Here is a 16,930-nt window from a genome sequence, read left to right on the forward strand (position 1 = left end):
CGCTCGGGGTATACTTTCGACTATATACGGTTCTAATGTGCATGCATTGGGCCTATTTGTCGGATTATGGATGTGGAGCGCACATGGCGAACACCCAGAACTATATTAACCACCTGCTGCAGAACACCGGCATTACGCCGGCATGCAGCGAAGAAGAGCGCTTGGCTGCCGAAGATATCGCTCAGATCTTCCGCAACCACGGCTTTGACCCCGAGGTTCAGGAGTTCAATGCCCCGGCGCCCAGTAGGTTGGCATTTGCCGTTACCGGTATTCTTGCGTTTGCCGGCGCCCTGCTGATGGGCATCGGCGGCGGTATCGGCTTGGTCGGCACCTTGCTGGCCATTGTCGGCGCCGTTCTTTACGTGCTCGAGCGCACGGGCCACCCCGTGGTTTCGCGCCTGGGCAAGACGGGCGTGAGCCAAAATGTCATCGCCTACCACAAGGCCTCGGGCCCGCTCGCGTCCCCGCGTAACCGCCCGGTGGTCGTTGTCGCACACTACGACTCTCCCCGTGCTGAGCTGCTCGCCCGCGAGCCTTATGCTTCGTATCGTGCGCTCATCGCCAAGCTGTTGCCCGTTGCCACGGTTGCCCCCGCTGCCGTTGCCATCCTGCGTATTCTGCCGCTCCCCGGCGCGCTCAAGGTTCTGCTGTGGATTGTCGCGATCCTCGCTTCCCTCGTTGCACTCGCCAACGCGGTAAACATCATCTCTAACCGCCACATTCTTCCCTATACGTCTGGCGCGGTGTGCAACAAGTCTTCTGTCGCCGCTATGCTCGGCGTTATGGACAACGTTGCTCCCTTCCAGGGCGAAAACGAGTTTCCCGACGATGTTCCGTTCGATACCTATTTTGGGGAGCAGAAGCGTCGTGCCGAGGAAATGGCGCGCGCAGCGGCGGAATATGCCGCGGCCCAGCAGCAAAACGACTACGGCAACACCATCGAGTATGAAGAGCCTACCTACGCCGAGGACGAATTCGGTCAGCCGATTGCTCCCGACGCTCAGACCGAGCCCGAACAGGGTGAGGCTTTCGACGAGCAAATCGAGGGCTTTGAGGGTGCGTCTGCCGACGAGACGCTGATCGGCGCTATCGTGCCCGAGGATCAGAATCAGGCTGCCCAAGCCGAAGAGTTCAATGACGAGGTTCCCGCTGCCGAGCCGGCGGAGGAGTCTGCCGAGCCCGAGCCCAAGCTCTATCGCAACGCCGCCGGCAACATCCGCTTTGGTTCGGATGCCATCCGTGCGCTCGGAATGCTTCCCGAGTCCTGCACGCTCGATTACGAGGAGGGCGAGGAGCCAACGTTTGAGCCCGAGCCTGCCCCCGTCGTGGCTGCGCCTGCGCCCGTTGTCGCTGCGGATGATGAGTCTGCCGCGGTTACCGCTGCCGTTGCCGATCCCGAGGCGGTGTCCGCGTTCGATCCCGCGGCAGGACTGGACATTTTGGCTCCCGCCGCACCGGCGCAAGACGTTGCGGACGAGTCTGACGACGATTACGTTGAACAACCGAGGCGCGTGTCTTACGAGAGCGATACTGATTTCTCGGCCGAGATTCCCGCGGCAACGCCGCATGCCGACATTGCATCCGCGTTCTCGTCGATTGGCGCCAGCGCTTCCAACTTCTTTAAGGGTGCGTTTGCAAAGGGCAAGAAATTTGTCGACGATTTCGAGGAGAAGCGCGCTGCCGCACGCGAGGCTGCCGAGCAGGAGGCTATCGCTCAGCAGCAGGCAGCCGAGGCGGCACGTGAGCTCGCGGCGCAAGAGTTCGAGCAGAACGAGGCTATGCAGTCCGCGCCCGTCGAAGCCGCCGAAGCTACAACGTCCTTTGAGTCCCAGCAACCGGCGTCCGCGGATGTTGTTGAAGCGACGACGTCTTTCGAGGCTCAGCAGCACGTCGATAGCACCATGTCGTTTGATGCCGCGCAGTTCGATTCCACGATAACGTTTGAAAAACAGGGCACCGCGATTGCCGAGCCCCTTCCTGTTTCCGATGAGCAGGGCGACGCGGCAGACGATGACGAGCCTGTTGATGCTGCCGAAATCCAAGATGCCGCCGAGGACGAGCCCGTCGAGGCCAACTCTGACGAAGAGCAATACGCGGCAGCCGAGCAAGATGATTCGACCGAGGTCGAGCAGGAGGAAGTGCCTGCGGTTTCCGAGACTCCCGAGACGGATGAGTCGAGGCCTTATTCCACGCAGATTTTCACCATGCCGACCCCGAGTGGTTCCGGTGCCACGGTTGCCAATGTCGCTCCCACCCAGGACGAAACGGTCGATTCCCTTATGGCCCAGATTTCCTCCCAGGCATCGCCGCGCCCGCAGATGAATGTTCCCGATCCGGCGTCGGCACCGTCGCCTGCACCTTCCTCGTCTCCGCTGGCTTCGGTCCCCGATCCGTCGCTGCCGTCTATGAAGCAGGCAAACGTTGCGTCTCGCACGTCGCTGTTCGACCTTCCCGATCCCTCCGCACAGGTCAACGACCCCTTTGCTACCGCCCAAGGCCCCGAACCCACATCGGCACCCGTTGCGCCTCCTATGCCCGTTGCGTCGGGCGCACAGCCGATCGAGACCATTTCGGCTCCCGCCCCGGCGGCACCCAAGTCTCGTAAGCGCGGCCTGGGTGGTCTGTTCGGCCGTAAAAAGAAAAACGAGCAGGACAGCATGAGTGACTGGCTGGGCGTCGAAGACGATTACGATGCCAAGAAGTCCGGTCGCGGTATCGGTTCGTGGGATAACTTCGAGGACGATAACGATGGCTGGAAGGGTGGCGCTACGTCTTCCGATGGCGCTTCTTCCGAAGATATGCTCTCGGCTGTCGCCTCTATGGGCGATGATGAGCTGCTCGGTCACGATATCTGGTTTGTGGCAACGGGCGCCTCGGATTGTGATGGCGCTGGCATGAAGGCCTTCTTGGCTTCGCATCGCGATAAGCTCCGCGGCGTATTCTTTATCAATCTTGAATCCGTCGGCGCCGGTAGGCTTTCGGTGGTGACGGTCGAGGGCGAACAACAACTGCTCAAGGGCGATCGCCGCATCATGAACCTGGTCAGCAAGGTCTGCAAGTCGTTCCATGTCGATTGTGGCGCGCTCGAGATGCCCTATGCCAAGACCGATGCCTATGCCGCGCTCGAGGCGAGCCGCCGAGCCCTTACCATCGCCGGCGTGGACGGCACGCGTCTGGCTTGCGCTCGTACCGAGGACGACCTGCCCCACAATGTCAACCCGACGAACATTGCTACGGTATCCGAGGTCGTGACCGAGGTTATCCGCCGTTCGTAGACGGAGCTCTAAGGAGTCAACGTGTTTTCGTATATTAAGCGCCATTGGCCTGTCTACGTGATTTTGACCTTGATTGCCATTGCGTTAGGATTTGGGGCTGCCTACATCGTGGGCGCAAAGGGCTCGACCCCCGCTTCCGCAATCAGCGAAGAGGTGGAGCAAGAACAGAGTACGGGTGCTGATGGGATTCCTGAGTCCGAGCAAGCAATCGTTGATGGTGGATCTTCGTCTGCAGAGTAGATACGGCGATTTACATGATTGAAAGCGGGTGAGCCGGGGGACTGGCTCGCCCGCTTTTTGATCGCGCTAGCGCTTCTTTGGGATCGACCTAAGGCGAGCGAACCATAGGGCTGCGGCACCCGAGGTCAGGAACGCGGTGATGCAAGCGGCGATGGGAACTGCTCCTGTTGCCGGTAGGTCCTGCGGTAGGGTACAGCGTTGAATGACACGGTCCTCGTCATGTGACTCAAGTTTATCGCCGCCGCCGTTGCGGCAAAGATCGACGCGTGCGCTGTTGGTGAGTGCAGTTTGGGGCGTATAAGCCGACGTTGCCTGCATGTGCACGACTGCGCCCCGAGCGTCTGTGCCAAGGATTGCTTTGGCATCGTCAAGGTCGTCGTGCTCATCTTTGAGATCATCGCGGGTCCAAGAATCCGCATCGCTTCGAGTCGTAAAGTCGGCGGCTACCGCACCGTATTCAATTCGAATGCCCGTTACGACGGTATTGGGTGTAAGGTCGAGCTCTTCCGCCTCGAGTGTGGTGGATTCCGTGGTCGAGACATCCGCCTTCCAGAGGCGCCAGCCGTCGTAATCGACGAGGCGACAGTCCTCACCAAGGCTCTCTTTTACTTCGTCGGACTCAAGCCAAGGATTTTCGTGCCCATCGTCAAGTGTCGCGTTTGCCGGCTCACCGACGTCTGTCGAGTCCAACGGCGTCGTGCGATACCATACGTTGCACAGACCGTTGAGGTCGCCGATGGCGACGGGGGTTTCGATTGAGATGAATCTCGCTGTGCCGTCTTTGGCGCACTCAAGATCATCGGTAATCGTAAACTCATCAACCCAAGTAGCGGAATCGTTTCGAGCATCGATGGTATAGGAGAAAAGCCCATCACTATTGGTTTGCGTCGTGGCGCGGTTTTTACCATCGCCGTTAGCCAACAGGCCCTTTTCGATAGGTTGGACAAGTTCCTGACGCTTGTCGACCTGTCCCTTGATCTCGATGGGCGCATCCTTCATCGCGACGGTTTGGACTTCTCCCGTATCCTTTATTTCAAACGTTATTTCCTCGGCAAGGTCATAGGTCCGCGGAGACATCATTTCGCGCAACGAGTAGGTGCCGGGTGCAAGATGTTCGACGCGGTGTGGCTTGTCGGATGAGGTCCAGGAGTCTATTTCGGTTTTATCGGGACCATATAAGGTGAGTTGTGCGCCTTCCACTTCCTGCTCACCGCTTGCATCGACCTTGGAGATATCAACCTTGGTGTAATCGTCGGATACGTTAAGCCGTGCTTCTACAACGGGTGTTTTCTGGTCGGCATAAGTAAGGTCGACAATATGGGTTGTCCGATCGAGCAAGAAGCCTGCCGGCGCTTGAGTCTCGACAACCTCGTAGCGTGCGGTGCCAAGTCCCAGCGGGAGGTTGTCCGCGCGTGCTTCTCCAGTTTCATCCGTCGTGACGGTCGCGACAGTCTCACCGTCGAGCGCGGCAATGCTACCGTCGGGGCGCACGATATCACCCGAGGCACGGATCTCAAAGACGGTGCCCGCGAGGCTGCTGCCGTCTATGGCATCGGTTTTAACGATCCTGATGTTTCCGGTCGCGGCGTGGTCATAATACGAGGCGACTGCAACGGGCGTTAGGTTCATGTCGGCGGGTATGTTTACCTCGATCTCTTCGCCGACAAGATAGGGCTCTTTGGCCGAGGTTTCGCGTACATAATAGGTGCCCGGCACGAGCGATTCGGGCAGTGTGACGGTCCCGGTCGCGTCAGTCGTAAAGGTGTCCATTACGTCATGTGCTGGATACCAGCAAGTTTGTGAGACAGGTTCGTGATTGCTGTCGAGGAGTTGGAAGGTGAATCCGGCTAGGGGAACAGAAGCGCCTGTTTGGGCATCGCGTTTTACAATCTGGAGATGCGTCGACAGAGCGTGGTTGTCCACGATATATTGAAGCTCGGCGCCGTCGGAAATCTGATTGGTCCCGACGGTCCATTCCCCTGCACGTTTAAAACCCTCGGGGACGGTTTCCGGAACCTCGCGAACCGTGTAGCCGGCACGGTCGTATGGGACGGCTCCGTGGACACCGGCGGGTCGCTTGCCTGTGCCGAACCATGCTTCGGGCTGATCTTTGGTGGAGGCAAAGCCATAGATGTTTGTGGTCAGTGTGCCAACAACCTGCTGAGAGCTGTTGCTGACAACCTCAAAGACAACACCACCCGCCGGCTGCTCCAGGCCGGATTGGTCGCTATTGCCGTAATCCTTGAATTTGGAAATCTCAAGGTTAAACGCAATGGGGATATCGGAAACGCGAGATTCGATCTCGACCACGCCTGAATCGCCGAGCTGGTCGGCTCCAACGGTATAGGTCCAGCTGTCGTTGGATGGCAGGTAGCCCTCGGGGGCTTTTGATTCGTAGATGGTAAAGGTTCCTAAGGGGACATCGGCGAGGGTGGCCCGACCGCTTTCGTCGGTCGTGAGGATTTGCGCCCATCCAGGGGTTGATTGCGACACACACGTGAACTCTGCTCCTGCGAGTGAAGAGCCTACCTGGGGGCCGGCATTCGTCGCGGTATCGAGTTTTACGATACGCAGGTTGATGGTGCCGGGCTGTTCATCAATGGCGACCCGCCCGCCGTCATTCCCCGTGGTAAAGGCGATGCGATCGTGGCGGGGGACATAGCCGGCCGGCGCCTTCGTTTCAACTAGGTAGTATGCTGTGTTGGGCAGAAGTGTTGCTTGCGCCCGACCGTTGCTGTCCATCTGGATGGTGCCAACACGTGCGTCGCTGGCGCTCTCAAAAACATCGAATGTTGCCCCGGCAAACTGATAAGTATTGTTTCCGCTGGTAATGGCAGCGTTTGCAGACTGCTTTTGGAAGGAAACAGAGACCGCCGGCAGTACATAGAGCATGTCCTGACGTTTGCTGCCGCCCGATACGGCTCCTAGATAGCGCCGCGCGCGGTGCGGAGCGGCTTTGATGCTTCCTGATTTTGCGCTGTCGTGGAGCCACCGCGCCGCCGCCACGACTTCATCGTCGGCGGTAAAGTGCCCGCTCTTGGTTTTGCCCTGAGCGGTCGTGTAAGAGTAGGTACCGTCGACATGGGTAGTGCCGTTGAGCATCCATACGGCAAGCTGGGTTGCGGCGCGGGCACGATCGGGTGAAAGATGGTAACCGCCAAACGACGTGGCGGTAGGATATCCGTGACAAACGATTGCCGCGAACTCGTCGTCGAGCCACACCCAGCCTTGATCAAAGTTGAGCCATGGGCCGCCCGGCTTGGTGGGGCCGGGGCGCTCCTGGTTCATGCAGTAGGCAATCGAGGCGTCTTGAGCTTCATACTTGCCGATGAGGAAGGGCCCACAATCATCGCTAATAGTGCGGAAGCCGAGCTGGTCGTAGCCATCGACGGCAAATGCGGCTTCCGGTGCCAGGCAGCCGAAAAGCAGGAAGAGGAGCAGGAGCAGCGGACCTGTTGCGATTGCGCTGTGGACAGAGTGCGTGGGTGCGTTGGACATGGCTGCTCCTTATCCCTCGTGCGCCGCACGGGGAGGCTGCGACGCGTAGGATGAGGCTACCCCCGAGGTTCATGCGGGTAAGTACCGGAGCCTGACCAAAAGCTTGCCCAATTCCTGACAAATTGAGCTCAAATACAACAATCAAGCAAAAGTGCAGGTAGAAGATAGGGAGAACAGGAAGTCAAAGGTCCTCGTCTCCACAATTGGCGTGATTTTCAAACGAATCTCCACAGCTAAAACAAGCATCACCACCCTTGTGTCGAACAAGACAACCGCGTTATACTAGCCAACACACAAGCGGGCATCGCCAAGTGGTAAGGCATCAGCTTCCCAAGCTGACACTCGCGGGTTCGAGTCCCGTTGCCCGCTCCAGCTAGAAGCACAAGCACGGCACCATTACGGTGCCGTGCTTTTTTCAATAAAGCGCCGGGACTCGAACCCGACAGGGTGCGAGCGTAAAGCAAACGCGAAGCGTTTGTAGCGAGCAGGCGAAGGCGCCGACAGGCGCCTGAAGCCGGTGCGGATTTGCGAAGCAAATACGCGGATGTCCCGTTGCCCGCTCCATCGAGTGCGGGAGACATGGGGACGGCCAATTCAACAAAGTCTTCCCCCGCGGCTTCGTGAGGCTGAGGGGCTCGCCTGAAGCCGGTGCGGATTTGCGAAGCAAATGCGCAGACGTCCCGTTGCCCGCTCCAATTCCAAAATGTTAGGTTAATGCCTGCTGCCCATACTTGCACCTGCGCACGGTACAATGGTTAGGTTACGACCAACGTGCCAATAACCAAAAAGGAGCCGCTATGATCGATCGCTATACCCGCCCGGAGATGGGACACATCTTCTCCCTCGAGAACAAGTACGCCATTTGGCAGGAGATCGAGGTTCTGGCCTGCGAGGCCCAGGCGGAGCTCGGCAAGATCGGTATTTCCAAAGACGAGGCCCAGTGGATCCGCGACCATGCCAACTTTGAGAAGGCGAAGGTCGATGAGATCGAGGAAGTCACGCGCCACGACGTCATTGCCTTCCTGACCAACATGAAGGAATACATCGATGCCGATGTTCCCGAGGGCGACCCCAAGCCCAGCCGCTGGGTTCACTATGGCATGACCAGCTCCGATCTGGGCGACACGGCCCTGTGCTACCAGCTCACCCAGGCCTGCGACCTGATCATCGAGGACGTCAAAAAACTCGGCGAGATTTGCAAGCGTCGCGCTTTTGAGGAGCGCAACACGCTCTGTGCCGGCCGCACTCATGGCATCCACGCCGAGCCGATGACCTTCGGCATGAAGTTTGGCTCTTGGGCCTGGGAACTCAAGCGCGATCTGGATCGTCTTGAGGACGCCCGCAAGAATGTTGCCTTCGGTGCTATCTCGGGCGCTGTCGGCACGTACAGCTCCATCGAGCCGTTCGTCGAGGAGTACGTCTGCGAGCACCTGGGCCTGGTCCACGATCCTCTGTCCACGCAGGTCATCAGCCGCGATCACCATGCCTACCTTGCCGGCGTGCTTGCCACTACAGCGGCCACCTGTGAGCGCATCGCTACCGAGGTTCGCAATCTACAGAAGACCGATACGCTCGAGGCCGAGGAGCCGTTCCGTAAGGGCCAAAAGGGCAGCTCAGCCATGCCGCACAAGCGCAACCCCATCACCATGGAGAAAGTCTGCGGTCTGTCGCGCGTCGTGAAGTCCAACGCCCAGGTTGCCTTCGATAACGTCGCCCTGTGGCACGAGCGTGACATTTCGCACTCCTCTGCCGAGCGCGTCGCCCAGGCCGATAGCTTCATCGCCCTCGACCACATGTTCCAGTGCCTCATCCGCGTTATCGACGGCCTGCAGCTGTATCCCGCCCGCATGATGGCCAACCTCAATAAGACCCGCGGCCTCATCTTCTCCTCCAAGGTGCTGCTCGCCCTCGTCGATACGGGCATCACCCGCGAGGACGCGTACGCCATTGTGCAGGAGAACGCTATGGTAACCTGGCACGAGGTACAGGATTGTGTCTCCGGCCCCACCTTTAAGGAGCGTCTCGAGGCCGACCCGCGCTGCACCGTCAGTCAGGAGAAGCTCGACGAGATCTTTGATCCGTGGGACTTCCTCACCCGTATCGACACGGTCTTTGATCGTCTGGAGCAGCTGAGCTTCGAGTAGGCTCGGGCATAACGTTAGCTTTTTAGGGCGCTGTGCTGGTAATGTGTGTTGCCGGCAAAGCGCCTCGTTGCATTTAGGGAAAGACGGGGATAATAGTCGTCTCGAATAACATTCTGAGAGGGGATCGCATGATTTCGTTTGATTACAAGCCTCAGGGCGTGTGTGCTCGCAATATTCACCTTGACCTTTCCGATGACGGCAACAAGGTGATGGGCGTTGAATTTACCGGCGGCTGCGACGGCAATCTCAAGGCTATCTCCAAGCTGGTCGAGGGCGCTCCTGCCGATCGCGTAATCGAGGTTCTCGCCGGTAATACCTGCGGTATGAAAAAGACCTCCTGCGCCGACCAGCTTACACGCGCTATCGAGGCCGCTCGCGCCGAGATCGCCTAATGGGTATCGCCGATCACATCAAGAACGGAATATCGCGTCGCGGCTTCGTACTCGGTGGGGCTGCCGCGGGCGCTGCCACGGTACTTGCCGGATGCTCGAAAAAAACGGGCACCAGCGATGATGCCGCCGGCGAGCCGCAGGTTATCAAGGACGATTCCAAGATCATCTCGATTACGGATGAGTACGAGGCAGTCGACATCGATCTTGAGCCGGCGGCGTCGTGGACGCTGCCTCTGGGTACGCTGCTGTACTACTGCGACGGCGATTACGCCGCGGCGATGATGGCGCCCGCATCGGCGCTGCACGCCAACACACTCGGTGTGCTCAACCTGGGTGATGGCTCGCTTACCACATTAATCGAGGATCCTATCGAGGGCACGGGATATGCATTCTACGATGTCCGTGCCGGCGACGGCGTATTCGCGTGGGTTGAGATGAACTTTGCCAATTCATCGTGGAAGCTCTACGCTCAAAATCTGTCGGGCGCTTCGCTCTCTGGCGACGTGGTTGAGCTCGATCGAGGTGGCAAGGACTATGATCCGCCCCTGTTCACGGCGTTCGGGTCATCGGTCATCTGGTATAAAATGCCTTCGGCAGGCGGCAATAAAACGAGTAGTGATTCGTTTTGCTATCGTCGCTCGCTTGATGAATCCAAGGCCGAGGTAATTTGGAAATCGACGGGCCGCTTTGCATCGGCACCGCGCGCGAGCGACGGCATTTTGACCATCTCGCCGCGTGTCCGCAACGACGAGGGCGTCTACTACGGCATAACGGCAATCGATCTGACCGACGGCAACAACACCAAACGTGCCCAGCTAGTTCTTCCCTCGTCAGTCTCGCCTTTCGAGGCCGTATATATGGGCGATACCTTCGTGTTTTCTATCGAGGCGGCCTATAGTGGCGTGGGCAGCCTGGGCAACATGGGCACGTATATCGGTAATGAGGGAGGGCCGTATCTCTTCCTGTCCCGCGAGCCGCTTGCATGTGCGGCTGGCAAGAAGAATAAATACCTTGTTAAGGTACAGGCGTCGCATTTCCTGATCGACACCTCTGCCAAGACCTATGGCTCGCTGCTGTCGCCCGACCGCGCTTTGGAGTATGGCGATTATCCAGCTACGGCGGGAAAGTCGGACTCATTCCTTACGTACGCCACGGTGCGCAACAGCCAGGGTATACCAGAGACAGTCACTGCACGCCTATTTTCTCTTTAAGCTTAGAGGGGTTAAAAAGGCGCCAACAGGGGAATAAACGCGTTGTAATTGTGAGTACCGCCCGCCGAGCTGCCGCGTCATAGCGGCATCTGGCGGGCTCAGGTGCGTTAAAATGGGCTTGTTCTTAGCTAATTGAGACAGGGGGGCCGTGTTATGGCTTCAGATGCAAAAAAGATTCTGCTGGTCGAGGATGAGAAGGCAATCCGTGACGCCGTCGCTGCCTATCTCGAGCGCGAAGGCTACTGGGTTGTGGGCGTCGGCGACGGCCAGTCCGCGATCGAGGAGTTCGAGAAGCATCAGTTCGACCTGGTCGTGCTCGACCTTATGCTCCCCAAGATCCCCGGCGAGCGCGTTTGCCGCACCATTCGCGATACCTCGGATGTCCCCATCATCATGCTGACGGCTAAGGGCGAGATCGAGGACCGTATTATCGGTCTTGAGCTCGGCGCCGACGACTATCTGATTAAGCCGTTCTCGCCGCGCGAGCTCGTCGCCCGCGTTCGCGCTCTGTTCCGCCGTGCCCATCAGGCCGACGAGCCCGCCGTCGAGGTACTCGACTTCGGCGATCTGGTCATCGATATCTCGGGCCACAAGATCTTGGTCGAGGGCAAGGAAGTCGATCTGACGGCTTCCGAGTTCAAGCTGCTCACCACGCTTGCCCGCCATCCCGGCCGTGTGTATAACCGCATGGAGCTGGTCGAGAAAGTGCTCGGGTATGACTTTGAGGGCTATGAGCGCACTATCGATAGCCACGTGAAGAATCTTCGCGCCAAGCTGGGCGATGATCCCAAGAAGCCCAAGTGGCTCTACACCGTCCATGGTGTCGGCTATCGCTTCGAGGCTCCGGCCAAGACCGATAAGTCGGACGAGAAATAGGGAAATCACATATGACACCTGCGCGCTTTGAAATCGGACAAAAGCACAAGCAGGAGAGCGAGGCGGGTTCCAAGGCTAGTTGGAACACGCCTCGTTCCGATTCACGGCCAACGATGAGCTATCCCTCGCGTATGGCCCTGGCTTTTGCCCTGACATCGCTCATGACGGTATTGGTGCTGGTGGGCGTAGTCTCCGTTGTATGGGGCACGGTTTTTACGGATTACACGCGCTCCAATATTGTCGAAATCGCCAATTCCGCTGCCGAAAAGTTGGCAACGTCATATGAGGAAAACGGTTCTTGGACTGCGGGGGAGCTGCGTACGGTCGCGACATCGAGTTTGGTGTCCGACGATCTTGGTATGCAGGTTGTCAATAAAAAGGGCGTCATCGTCTACGACGACTCGTGGCCCTCGGCAAGCGCTACTGCCGATGTACGCGAAAATCAGGCGACGACCGACGGTACGAGCGGAAAGAAGGCATCGCACAGTCCAGTCTCGTCTGCTCCCACCGATTCCAATAGTGTTGCCAACGTTGAGATCGTGACGTCCTCCGGCGAGCACGTGGGTCAGGTCAAATTGTGGGCGATTGGCTCCGATGCCCTGCTCACCAGGGCAGACTCAGCATTCAGAGAGAAGACCTTTAACGCCATGGCCCTTGCCGCGGTTGTGGCCGTCTGCATCTCGGTCGTTATCGGAGCGCTCATGTCGCGCATGCTCACCAAGCCGATTCATCGTATTACCAGCACCGCCAAGCAGATTCGCGATGGAGACCTGTCCGCTCGTACGGGCTTGCGCGGCGATGATGAGATCGATCAGCTGGGAGAGACCTTCGACGAGATGGCCACCTCACTCGAAAAGGATATGAAGCACGAGAAGCGCCTGACCTCTGATGTTGCTCACGAGCTGCGCACGCCGCTCATGGCCATGCTTGCAACGGTCGAGGCCATGCAAGACGGTGTGTATCCCACCGACGACGAACATCTGGAGACAGTCGCATCCGAGACGCGTCGTCTGGCCCGTCTGGTGCAGCAGATGCTCGACCTGTCGCGCATGGAAAACAGTACCGCGCCGCTCAACCTGGAGCCGGTGGATATGGTGCCGTTTGTGCGCTCGATTGTGAATGGCCAGGAGCGCCTGTTTGCCGACCGTGACCTGCGTTTGCGCTTTGCAGATGAGACGCAGGGACACGATGACGTTATCGAGGCAGATCCCGACATGATCACGCAATGCGTCATCAACCTCTTGAGTAACGCCATGCGCTATACCCCCGAGGGGGGTTGGGTCGTGGTGTCGGTACTCAGTGACCGCAAGCACGTCGATATCGCGGTTTCGGATACAGGCATCGGTATCGCCAAGGATGATTTGTCGCGCATCTTCGGACGTTTTTGGCGTGCCGACGCCAGTCGCGCCCGCGAGGCGGGTGGCCTGGGCGTGGGCCTCGCCGTGACCAAGCAGATTGTCGAGCGTCATCACGGCTACATATCCGTGGAGTCGGAGCTTGGAAAGGGTACGACTTTTACGATTCATCTGCCTCGCGAGCACACGGCGGACGCGGCATCTACTACAATGGAGCACTAGCTTTTCGCTATTCGGTGAAGGAGGGGTTTCGTCCCTGCCGCTCCGAGTTTGCGAAAACGTGCGGGGAAGAACCCGCATTACTGTCGTATTTAGGTAAGGAGTGACTCACGTGACAACGATTGAGCGTCGTCCGGATTCCCGTGGCAAGGTTCGTGATATCTATGATGCTGGTGAAAACCTGCTGATGGTCGCCACCGACCGCATTTCTGCGTTCGACTTCATTCTTCCCGACGAGATTCCGTTTAAGGGAGAGGTGCTCAACCGCATCTCGGCATTCTGGTTCGATAAGTTTGCCGACATCGTTCCCAACCACCTCGTCTCCATCGACCCGGCGGATTTCCCCGAGGAGTTTGCCGAGTATCGTGACTACCTCGCAGGCCGCGCCATGCTGGTCAAGAAGGCCCAGACGATTCCTATCGAGTGCATTGTCCGCGGCTATCTGACCGGTTCGGGCAAGAAGACCTATGACGAGAACGGCACCGTTTGCGGCATCCAACTGCCCGAGGGTCTGACCGAGGCCTCCAAGCTTCCCGAGCCGCTGTTCACGCCGTCCACGAAGGCCGAGATCGGCGACCATGACGAGAACATTTCGTTCGAGCGTTGCTGTGAGATCGTGGGTGAGGATATCGCCACGCAGATTCGCGACCTGTCCCTCAAGATTTACAAGGCCGCTGCCGAGTATGCCGCGACTCGAGGCATCATCATCGCCGACACCAAGTTCGAGTTCGGTGTCATCGATGGCAAGGTTACGCTGATCGACGAGTGCCTAACGCCCGACTCCAGCCGTTTCTGGCCCGCCGCCAGCTACGAGGAGGGCAAGATTCAGCCCAGCTACGACAAACAATTCGTCCGCAATTGGCTCAAAGCCAACTGGGATATGACGGGGGAGACCCCGCACCTGCCCGCCGAGGTCATCGATGGCACGTCCGAGCGCTATCGCGAGGCCTTCCAGATCATCACGGGCTCCCAGTTCACAAGCATGAAGGAGAACGCATAAGTGAGTACCCGTAGCGCCACGAACAAGCGCACGCAATCCCACGAAGTTACCGGGGTTGCGCGCAAGTCCGCCGCATCTGCTAAACCCGCCCGCCAGGCAGCGAGCTCCGTTCGCGTCGTGCCGGCTTCGTCTAAGGCACGCCGCAAAGAGCTCGAGAAGGGTGAAAACCTGGAAGGCCTTTCCAAGGAGGAGAAGCGCGCCCGCAAGGCCAAGCAGCGTGCTCGTGAGGATCGTATCTACACGGTGTCGAATATTCTCCTCAAGCAGGATGAGGACTACACCAAGCGCCGTCGTATCTGGTGGGCCGTGCTCGCCATCGGCATGGTACTCGTCGTGGCAATTTGGGCTTCGCTCTACTTCGCTCCCGGCGGCACGGTGTCCAGTCCTGTTCAGATGGTCGGCATCGTTTTGTCCTATGTCATCATTCTGGGTGACTTTATCTACGACTTCGTTCGTATTCGTCCCCTGCGCAACATGTACCGCACGCAGGCCGAGGGCATGTCCGAGAACAAGCTCAACGCTCTTATTGAGCGCGCGGCTGCCGAGGAGGACAAAAAGGACTCCAAGAAGAAGTAGCGTTTGTATTCATACATATCGCTAAGATATAAGGCGCGTCGTTTTAGCGGTGCGCCTTTTTACTGTTCTATAGATAGATGGAGTGGCACATGATTCGAGCTGCCCTGACGGTCGAAGAAGCTCTGGAGGGCATGAAGACCCTGGAGCCCAAGATTAAAAACTATGCGCGTCTGGTTGTCCGCAAGGGCGTAAACGTCAAGCCCGGCCAGGAGGTTGTCGTTCAGTCTCCGGTCGAGTGCGCGCCTTTTGCCCGCGTGGTGGTCGCGGAGGCTTATGCCGCCGGCGCTGGCCACGTGACGGTCATTTGGGCCGATGATACCGTGACGAGGCTCACGTACGAGCATGTCGATAAAAGCTTTTTTGAGCAGACGCCCGAGTGGAAGCGCCTGCAGCTGGATTCCCTGGCCCAGGACGGTGCCTGCTTTATCTTTATCGAGGGCGCTGATCCTGCAGCCCTCAAGGGCATCGATCCAGCCAAGCCCGCCGCGGCTTCCAAGGCAAGGAACACGCAGTGCAAGGTTTTCCGCCGTGGACTGGACTACAATATCAACCCGTGGTGCATCGCCGGCGCTCCGGTCGTGGCTTGGGCGCGCGAGGTGTTCCCGGGAGACGCCGATGAGGTTGCAATCTATAAGCTGTGGAATGCGATTCTGCACACCGCTCGCGCCGATGGCCAGGACCCGGAGAGCGACTGGGAACTCCATGACGCCGCATTCGAAAAGAACCTGCGTTTCCTGAACGACAACCGTTTCGACTACCTGCATTACACCGCGGCAAATGGAACCGATCTGACGATTGGCATGACGAAAGGTCACGAGTGGGCCGGCGGCAAGGGCAAGACGCCCGATGGGCACCCCTTCTTCCCCAACATTCCCACCGAGGAAGTCTTCACTTCGCCCGATCGCATGCGCGCCGACGGTATCGTGTACTCGGCCATGCCGCTCATCCACCACGGCAATAAGGTCGACGATTTTTGGATTAAGTTCGAGGGCGGCCGCGTGGTGGGCTACGACGCCCGCGTGGGCAAGGCAACGCTTGCGAGCATCATTGACACCGACGAAGGTGCCGCTCATCTGGGCGAGGTCGCGCTCATCTCCAAGAACACGCCTATCCGCGAAAGTGGTGTTCTGTTCTACGATACGCTCTATGACGAGAACGCTAGCTGCCATCTCGCGCTAGGTGTTGGTTTCCCCGAATGCATCGAGGGTGGGTATGACATGTCCAAGGAGGAGCTCCTGGAGCATGGTGTTAACGTCTCGAGCGCGCACGTCGACTTTATGATTGGCACGGACGATATCGATATTACGGGCATCACACCTGATGGACGTGAAGTTGTGATTTTCCAGAACGGCCAATGGAGTTGGGAATAGTCCCAGACCGTGGTACAATGCCACCCGCGGGCCGTTAGCTCAGCTGGCAGAGCAGGGGACTTTTAATCCCAAGGTCCAGGGTTCGAACCCCTGACGGCCCACCATAGAATAGAAAAGCGACTGGCGGATGCCGGCCGCTTTTTTATTGCCGCGCCACGGGTTCGAACCCGAAAGGGCGCGGAGCTGAGTAAACGCGTGAGCGTTTGCCAGCGCAGCGCGCAAGGCGCGAAGCGCCGCAGCGGCCGCCTGCGGAGCAGGCTGAACCCCTGACGGCCCACCATAGAATAGAAAGCGATCGACTCCGGTTGGTCGCTTTTTTTGTTGCCGCGCCACGGGTTCGAACCCGAACTTCTCTATATATAAGAACGCTTGGCGAACAAAACCTGCCTTTTACCGACGGGAAACAAATAGCTGATGCTTTTGGAGTAAAGTGGCGCTCCAGAGATGACCGATGCCTTAACACCTATAAACCAGCTGGTCATCGCCAATATCAGAAGCTGCTGCTTCGAATACGGCCTTGGTGAAGCAACTGAGGGTTCTATTCATTTGTGAACAAAATATGGAGTGCGGGATTCCCGCCCGTGGGGGCCCTCCGGTCTGGCAATATATCTCCTTGCCGCGCGGCCCGGTGCAACCGGGAACCAGCGCGGGGCGTGCACCTTGAGAACCGGATACTGCGAGGATGGACACTTACTTCAGTGTCGCATCCGGGCAGACATCGAACCATTTGAAATGGTCTAACTTGGATTTGTTTTTCGCAAGGCCGCCGAGAGG

At 58.5% G+C, this 16,930-nt stretch carries 11 protein-coding genes and 2 tRNA genes; 12 read left to right on the top strand and 1 reads right to left on the bottom strand.

The features are described 5' to 3' along the window. Positions 1–83 precede the first annotated feature (83 nt). Positions 84–3,275, top strand: a complete 3,192-nt coding sequence (locus I4W09_RS01735) for a hypothetical protein (RefSeq protein WP_055287286.1) — start codon at positions 84–86, stop codon at positions 3,273–3,275. Between the two features lie 21 nt (positions 3,276–3,296). Further along, a complete protein-coding gene (locus I4W09_RS01740) occupies positions 3,297–3,515 on the top strand; it encodes a hypothetical protein (protein WP_022094153.1) in 219 nt (72 codons plus the stop codon). A gap of 66 nt (positions 3,516–3,581) precedes the next feature. Here I4W09_RS01740 and I4W09_RS01745 read toward each other — a convergent pair whose 3' ends face one another. Beyond that, positions 3,582–7,013, bottom strand: a complete 3,432-nt coding sequence (locus I4W09_RS01745; RefSeq protein WP_196031403.1) for a SpaA isopeptide-forming pilin-related protein — start codon at positions 7,011–7,013, stop codon at positions 3,582–3,584. A 297-nt stretch (positions 7,014–7,310) separates the two neighbouring features. Between I4W09_RS01745 and I4W09_RS01750 the strand changes: the two genes are divergently transcribed. The 10 genes from I4W09_RS01750 to I4W09_RS01795 all read left to right on the top strand — a co-directional run bounded on the left by I4W09_RS01750 (position 7,311) and on the right by I4W09_RS01795 (position 16,260). Beyond that, a tRNA-Gly gene (locus I4W09_RS01750) sits at positions 7,311–7,385 on the top strand. 425 nt (positions 7,386–7,810) lie between these two features. Next, positions 7,811–9,157 (top strand): adenylosuccinate lyase, encoded by a 1,347-nt coding sequence (gene purB, locus I4W09_RS01755; RefSeq protein WP_161155898.1) that lies wholly within the window; start codon positions 7,811–7,813, stop codon positions 9,155–9,157. A gap of 128 nt (positions 9,158–9,285) precedes the next feature. Further along, complete coding sequence (locus tag I4W09_RS01760; RefSeq protein ID WP_117848466.1) at positions 9,286–9,549, top strand: TIGR03905 family TSCPD domain-containing protein; 264 nt, start codon at positions 9,286–9,288, stop codon at positions 9,547–9,549. Beyond that, on the top strand, positions 9,549–10,760 hold the full coding sequence (locus I4W09_RS01765; protein WP_055310311.1) for a twin-arginine translocation signal domain-containing protein: 1,212 nt from the start codon (positions 9,549–9,551) through the stop codon (positions 10,758–10,760). Before I4W09_RS01760 ends, I4W09_RS01765 begins: the two co-directional genes overlap by 1 nt. 153 nt (positions 10,761–10,913) lie before the next feature. Next, complete coding sequence (locus tag I4W09_RS01770; RefSeq protein WP_006236208.1) at positions 10,914–11,636, top strand: response regulator; 723 nt, start codon at positions 10,914–10,916, stop codon at positions 11,634–11,636. Positions 11,637–11,647: 11 nt separating this feature from the next. After that, positions 11,648–13,213, top strand: a complete 1,566-nt coding sequence (locus I4W09_RS01775; protein ID WP_196031404.1) for a sensor histidine kinase — start codon at positions 11,648–11,650, stop codon at positions 13,211–13,213. A gap of 109 nt (positions 13,214–13,322) precedes the next feature. Next, positions 13,323–14,210 carry a phosphoribosylaminoimidazolesuccinocarboxamide synthase gene (locus tag I4W09_RS01780; protein ID WP_196031405.1) on the top strand — a complete coding sequence of 296 codons (888 nt, stop codon included), beginning with the start codon at positions 13,323–13,325 and terminating at the stop codon, positions 14,208–14,210. Continuing rightward, positions 14,211–14,786 carry a hypothetical protein gene (locus tag I4W09_RS01785; protein ID WP_196031406.1) on the top strand — a complete coding sequence of 192 codons (576 nt, stop codon included), beginning with the start codon at positions 14,211–14,213 and terminating at the stop codon, positions 14,784–14,786. It abuts the gene before it with no gap. A gap of 89 nt (positions 14,787–14,875) precedes the next feature. Further along, positions 14,876–16,156 carry an aminopeptidase gene (locus I4W09_RS01790; protein ID WP_196031407.1) on the top strand — a complete coding sequence of 427 codons (1,281 nt, stop codon included), beginning with the start codon at positions 14,876–14,878 and terminating at the stop codon, positions 16,154–16,156. A 28-nt stretch (positions 16,157–16,184) separates the two neighbouring features. Beyond that, a tRNA-Lys gene (locus I4W09_RS01795) sits at positions 16,185–16,260 on the top strand. Positions 16,261–16,930: the final 670 nt, after the last annotated feature.

It is taken from the genome of Collinsella aerofaciens, from assembly GCF_015670795.1.
Lineage (GTDB): Bacteria > Actinomycetota > Coriobacteriia > Coriobacteriales > Coriobacteriaceae > Collinsella > Collinsella aerofaciens_Q.

Coding starts and splice junctions, on each gene's coding strand:
- I4W09_RS01745 (WP_196031403.1), bottom strand. CDS start 7,013: ATGTCCAACGCACCCACGCACTCTGTCCACAGCGCAATCGCAACAGGT.
- I4W09_RS01775 (WP_196031404.1), top strand. CDS start 11,648: ATGACACCTGCGCGCTTTGAAATCGGACAAAAGCACAAGCAGGAGAGC.
- I4W09_RS01770 (WP_006236208.1), top strand. CDS start 10,914: ATGGCTTCAGATGCAAAAAAGATTCTGCTGGTCGAGGATGAGAAGGCA.
- I4W09_RS01735 (WP_055287286.1), top strand. CDS start 84: ATGGCGAACACCCAGAACTATATTAACCACCTGCTGCAGAACACCGGC.
- I4W09_RS01765 (WP_055310311.1), top strand. CDS start 9,549: ATGGGTATCGCCGATCACATCAAGAACGGAATATCGCGTCGCGGCTTC.
- I4W09_RS01760 (WP_117848466.1), top strand. CDS start 9,286: ATGATTTCGTTTGATTACAAGCCTCAGGGCGTGTGTGCTCGCAATATT.
- I4W09_RS01790 (WP_196031407.1), top strand. CDS start 14,876: ATGATTCGAGCTGCCCTGACGGTCGAAGAAGCTCTGGAGGGCATGAAG.
- purB (WP_161155898.1), top strand. CDS start 7,811: ATGATCGATCGCTATACCCGCCCGGAGATGGGACACATCTTCTCCCTC.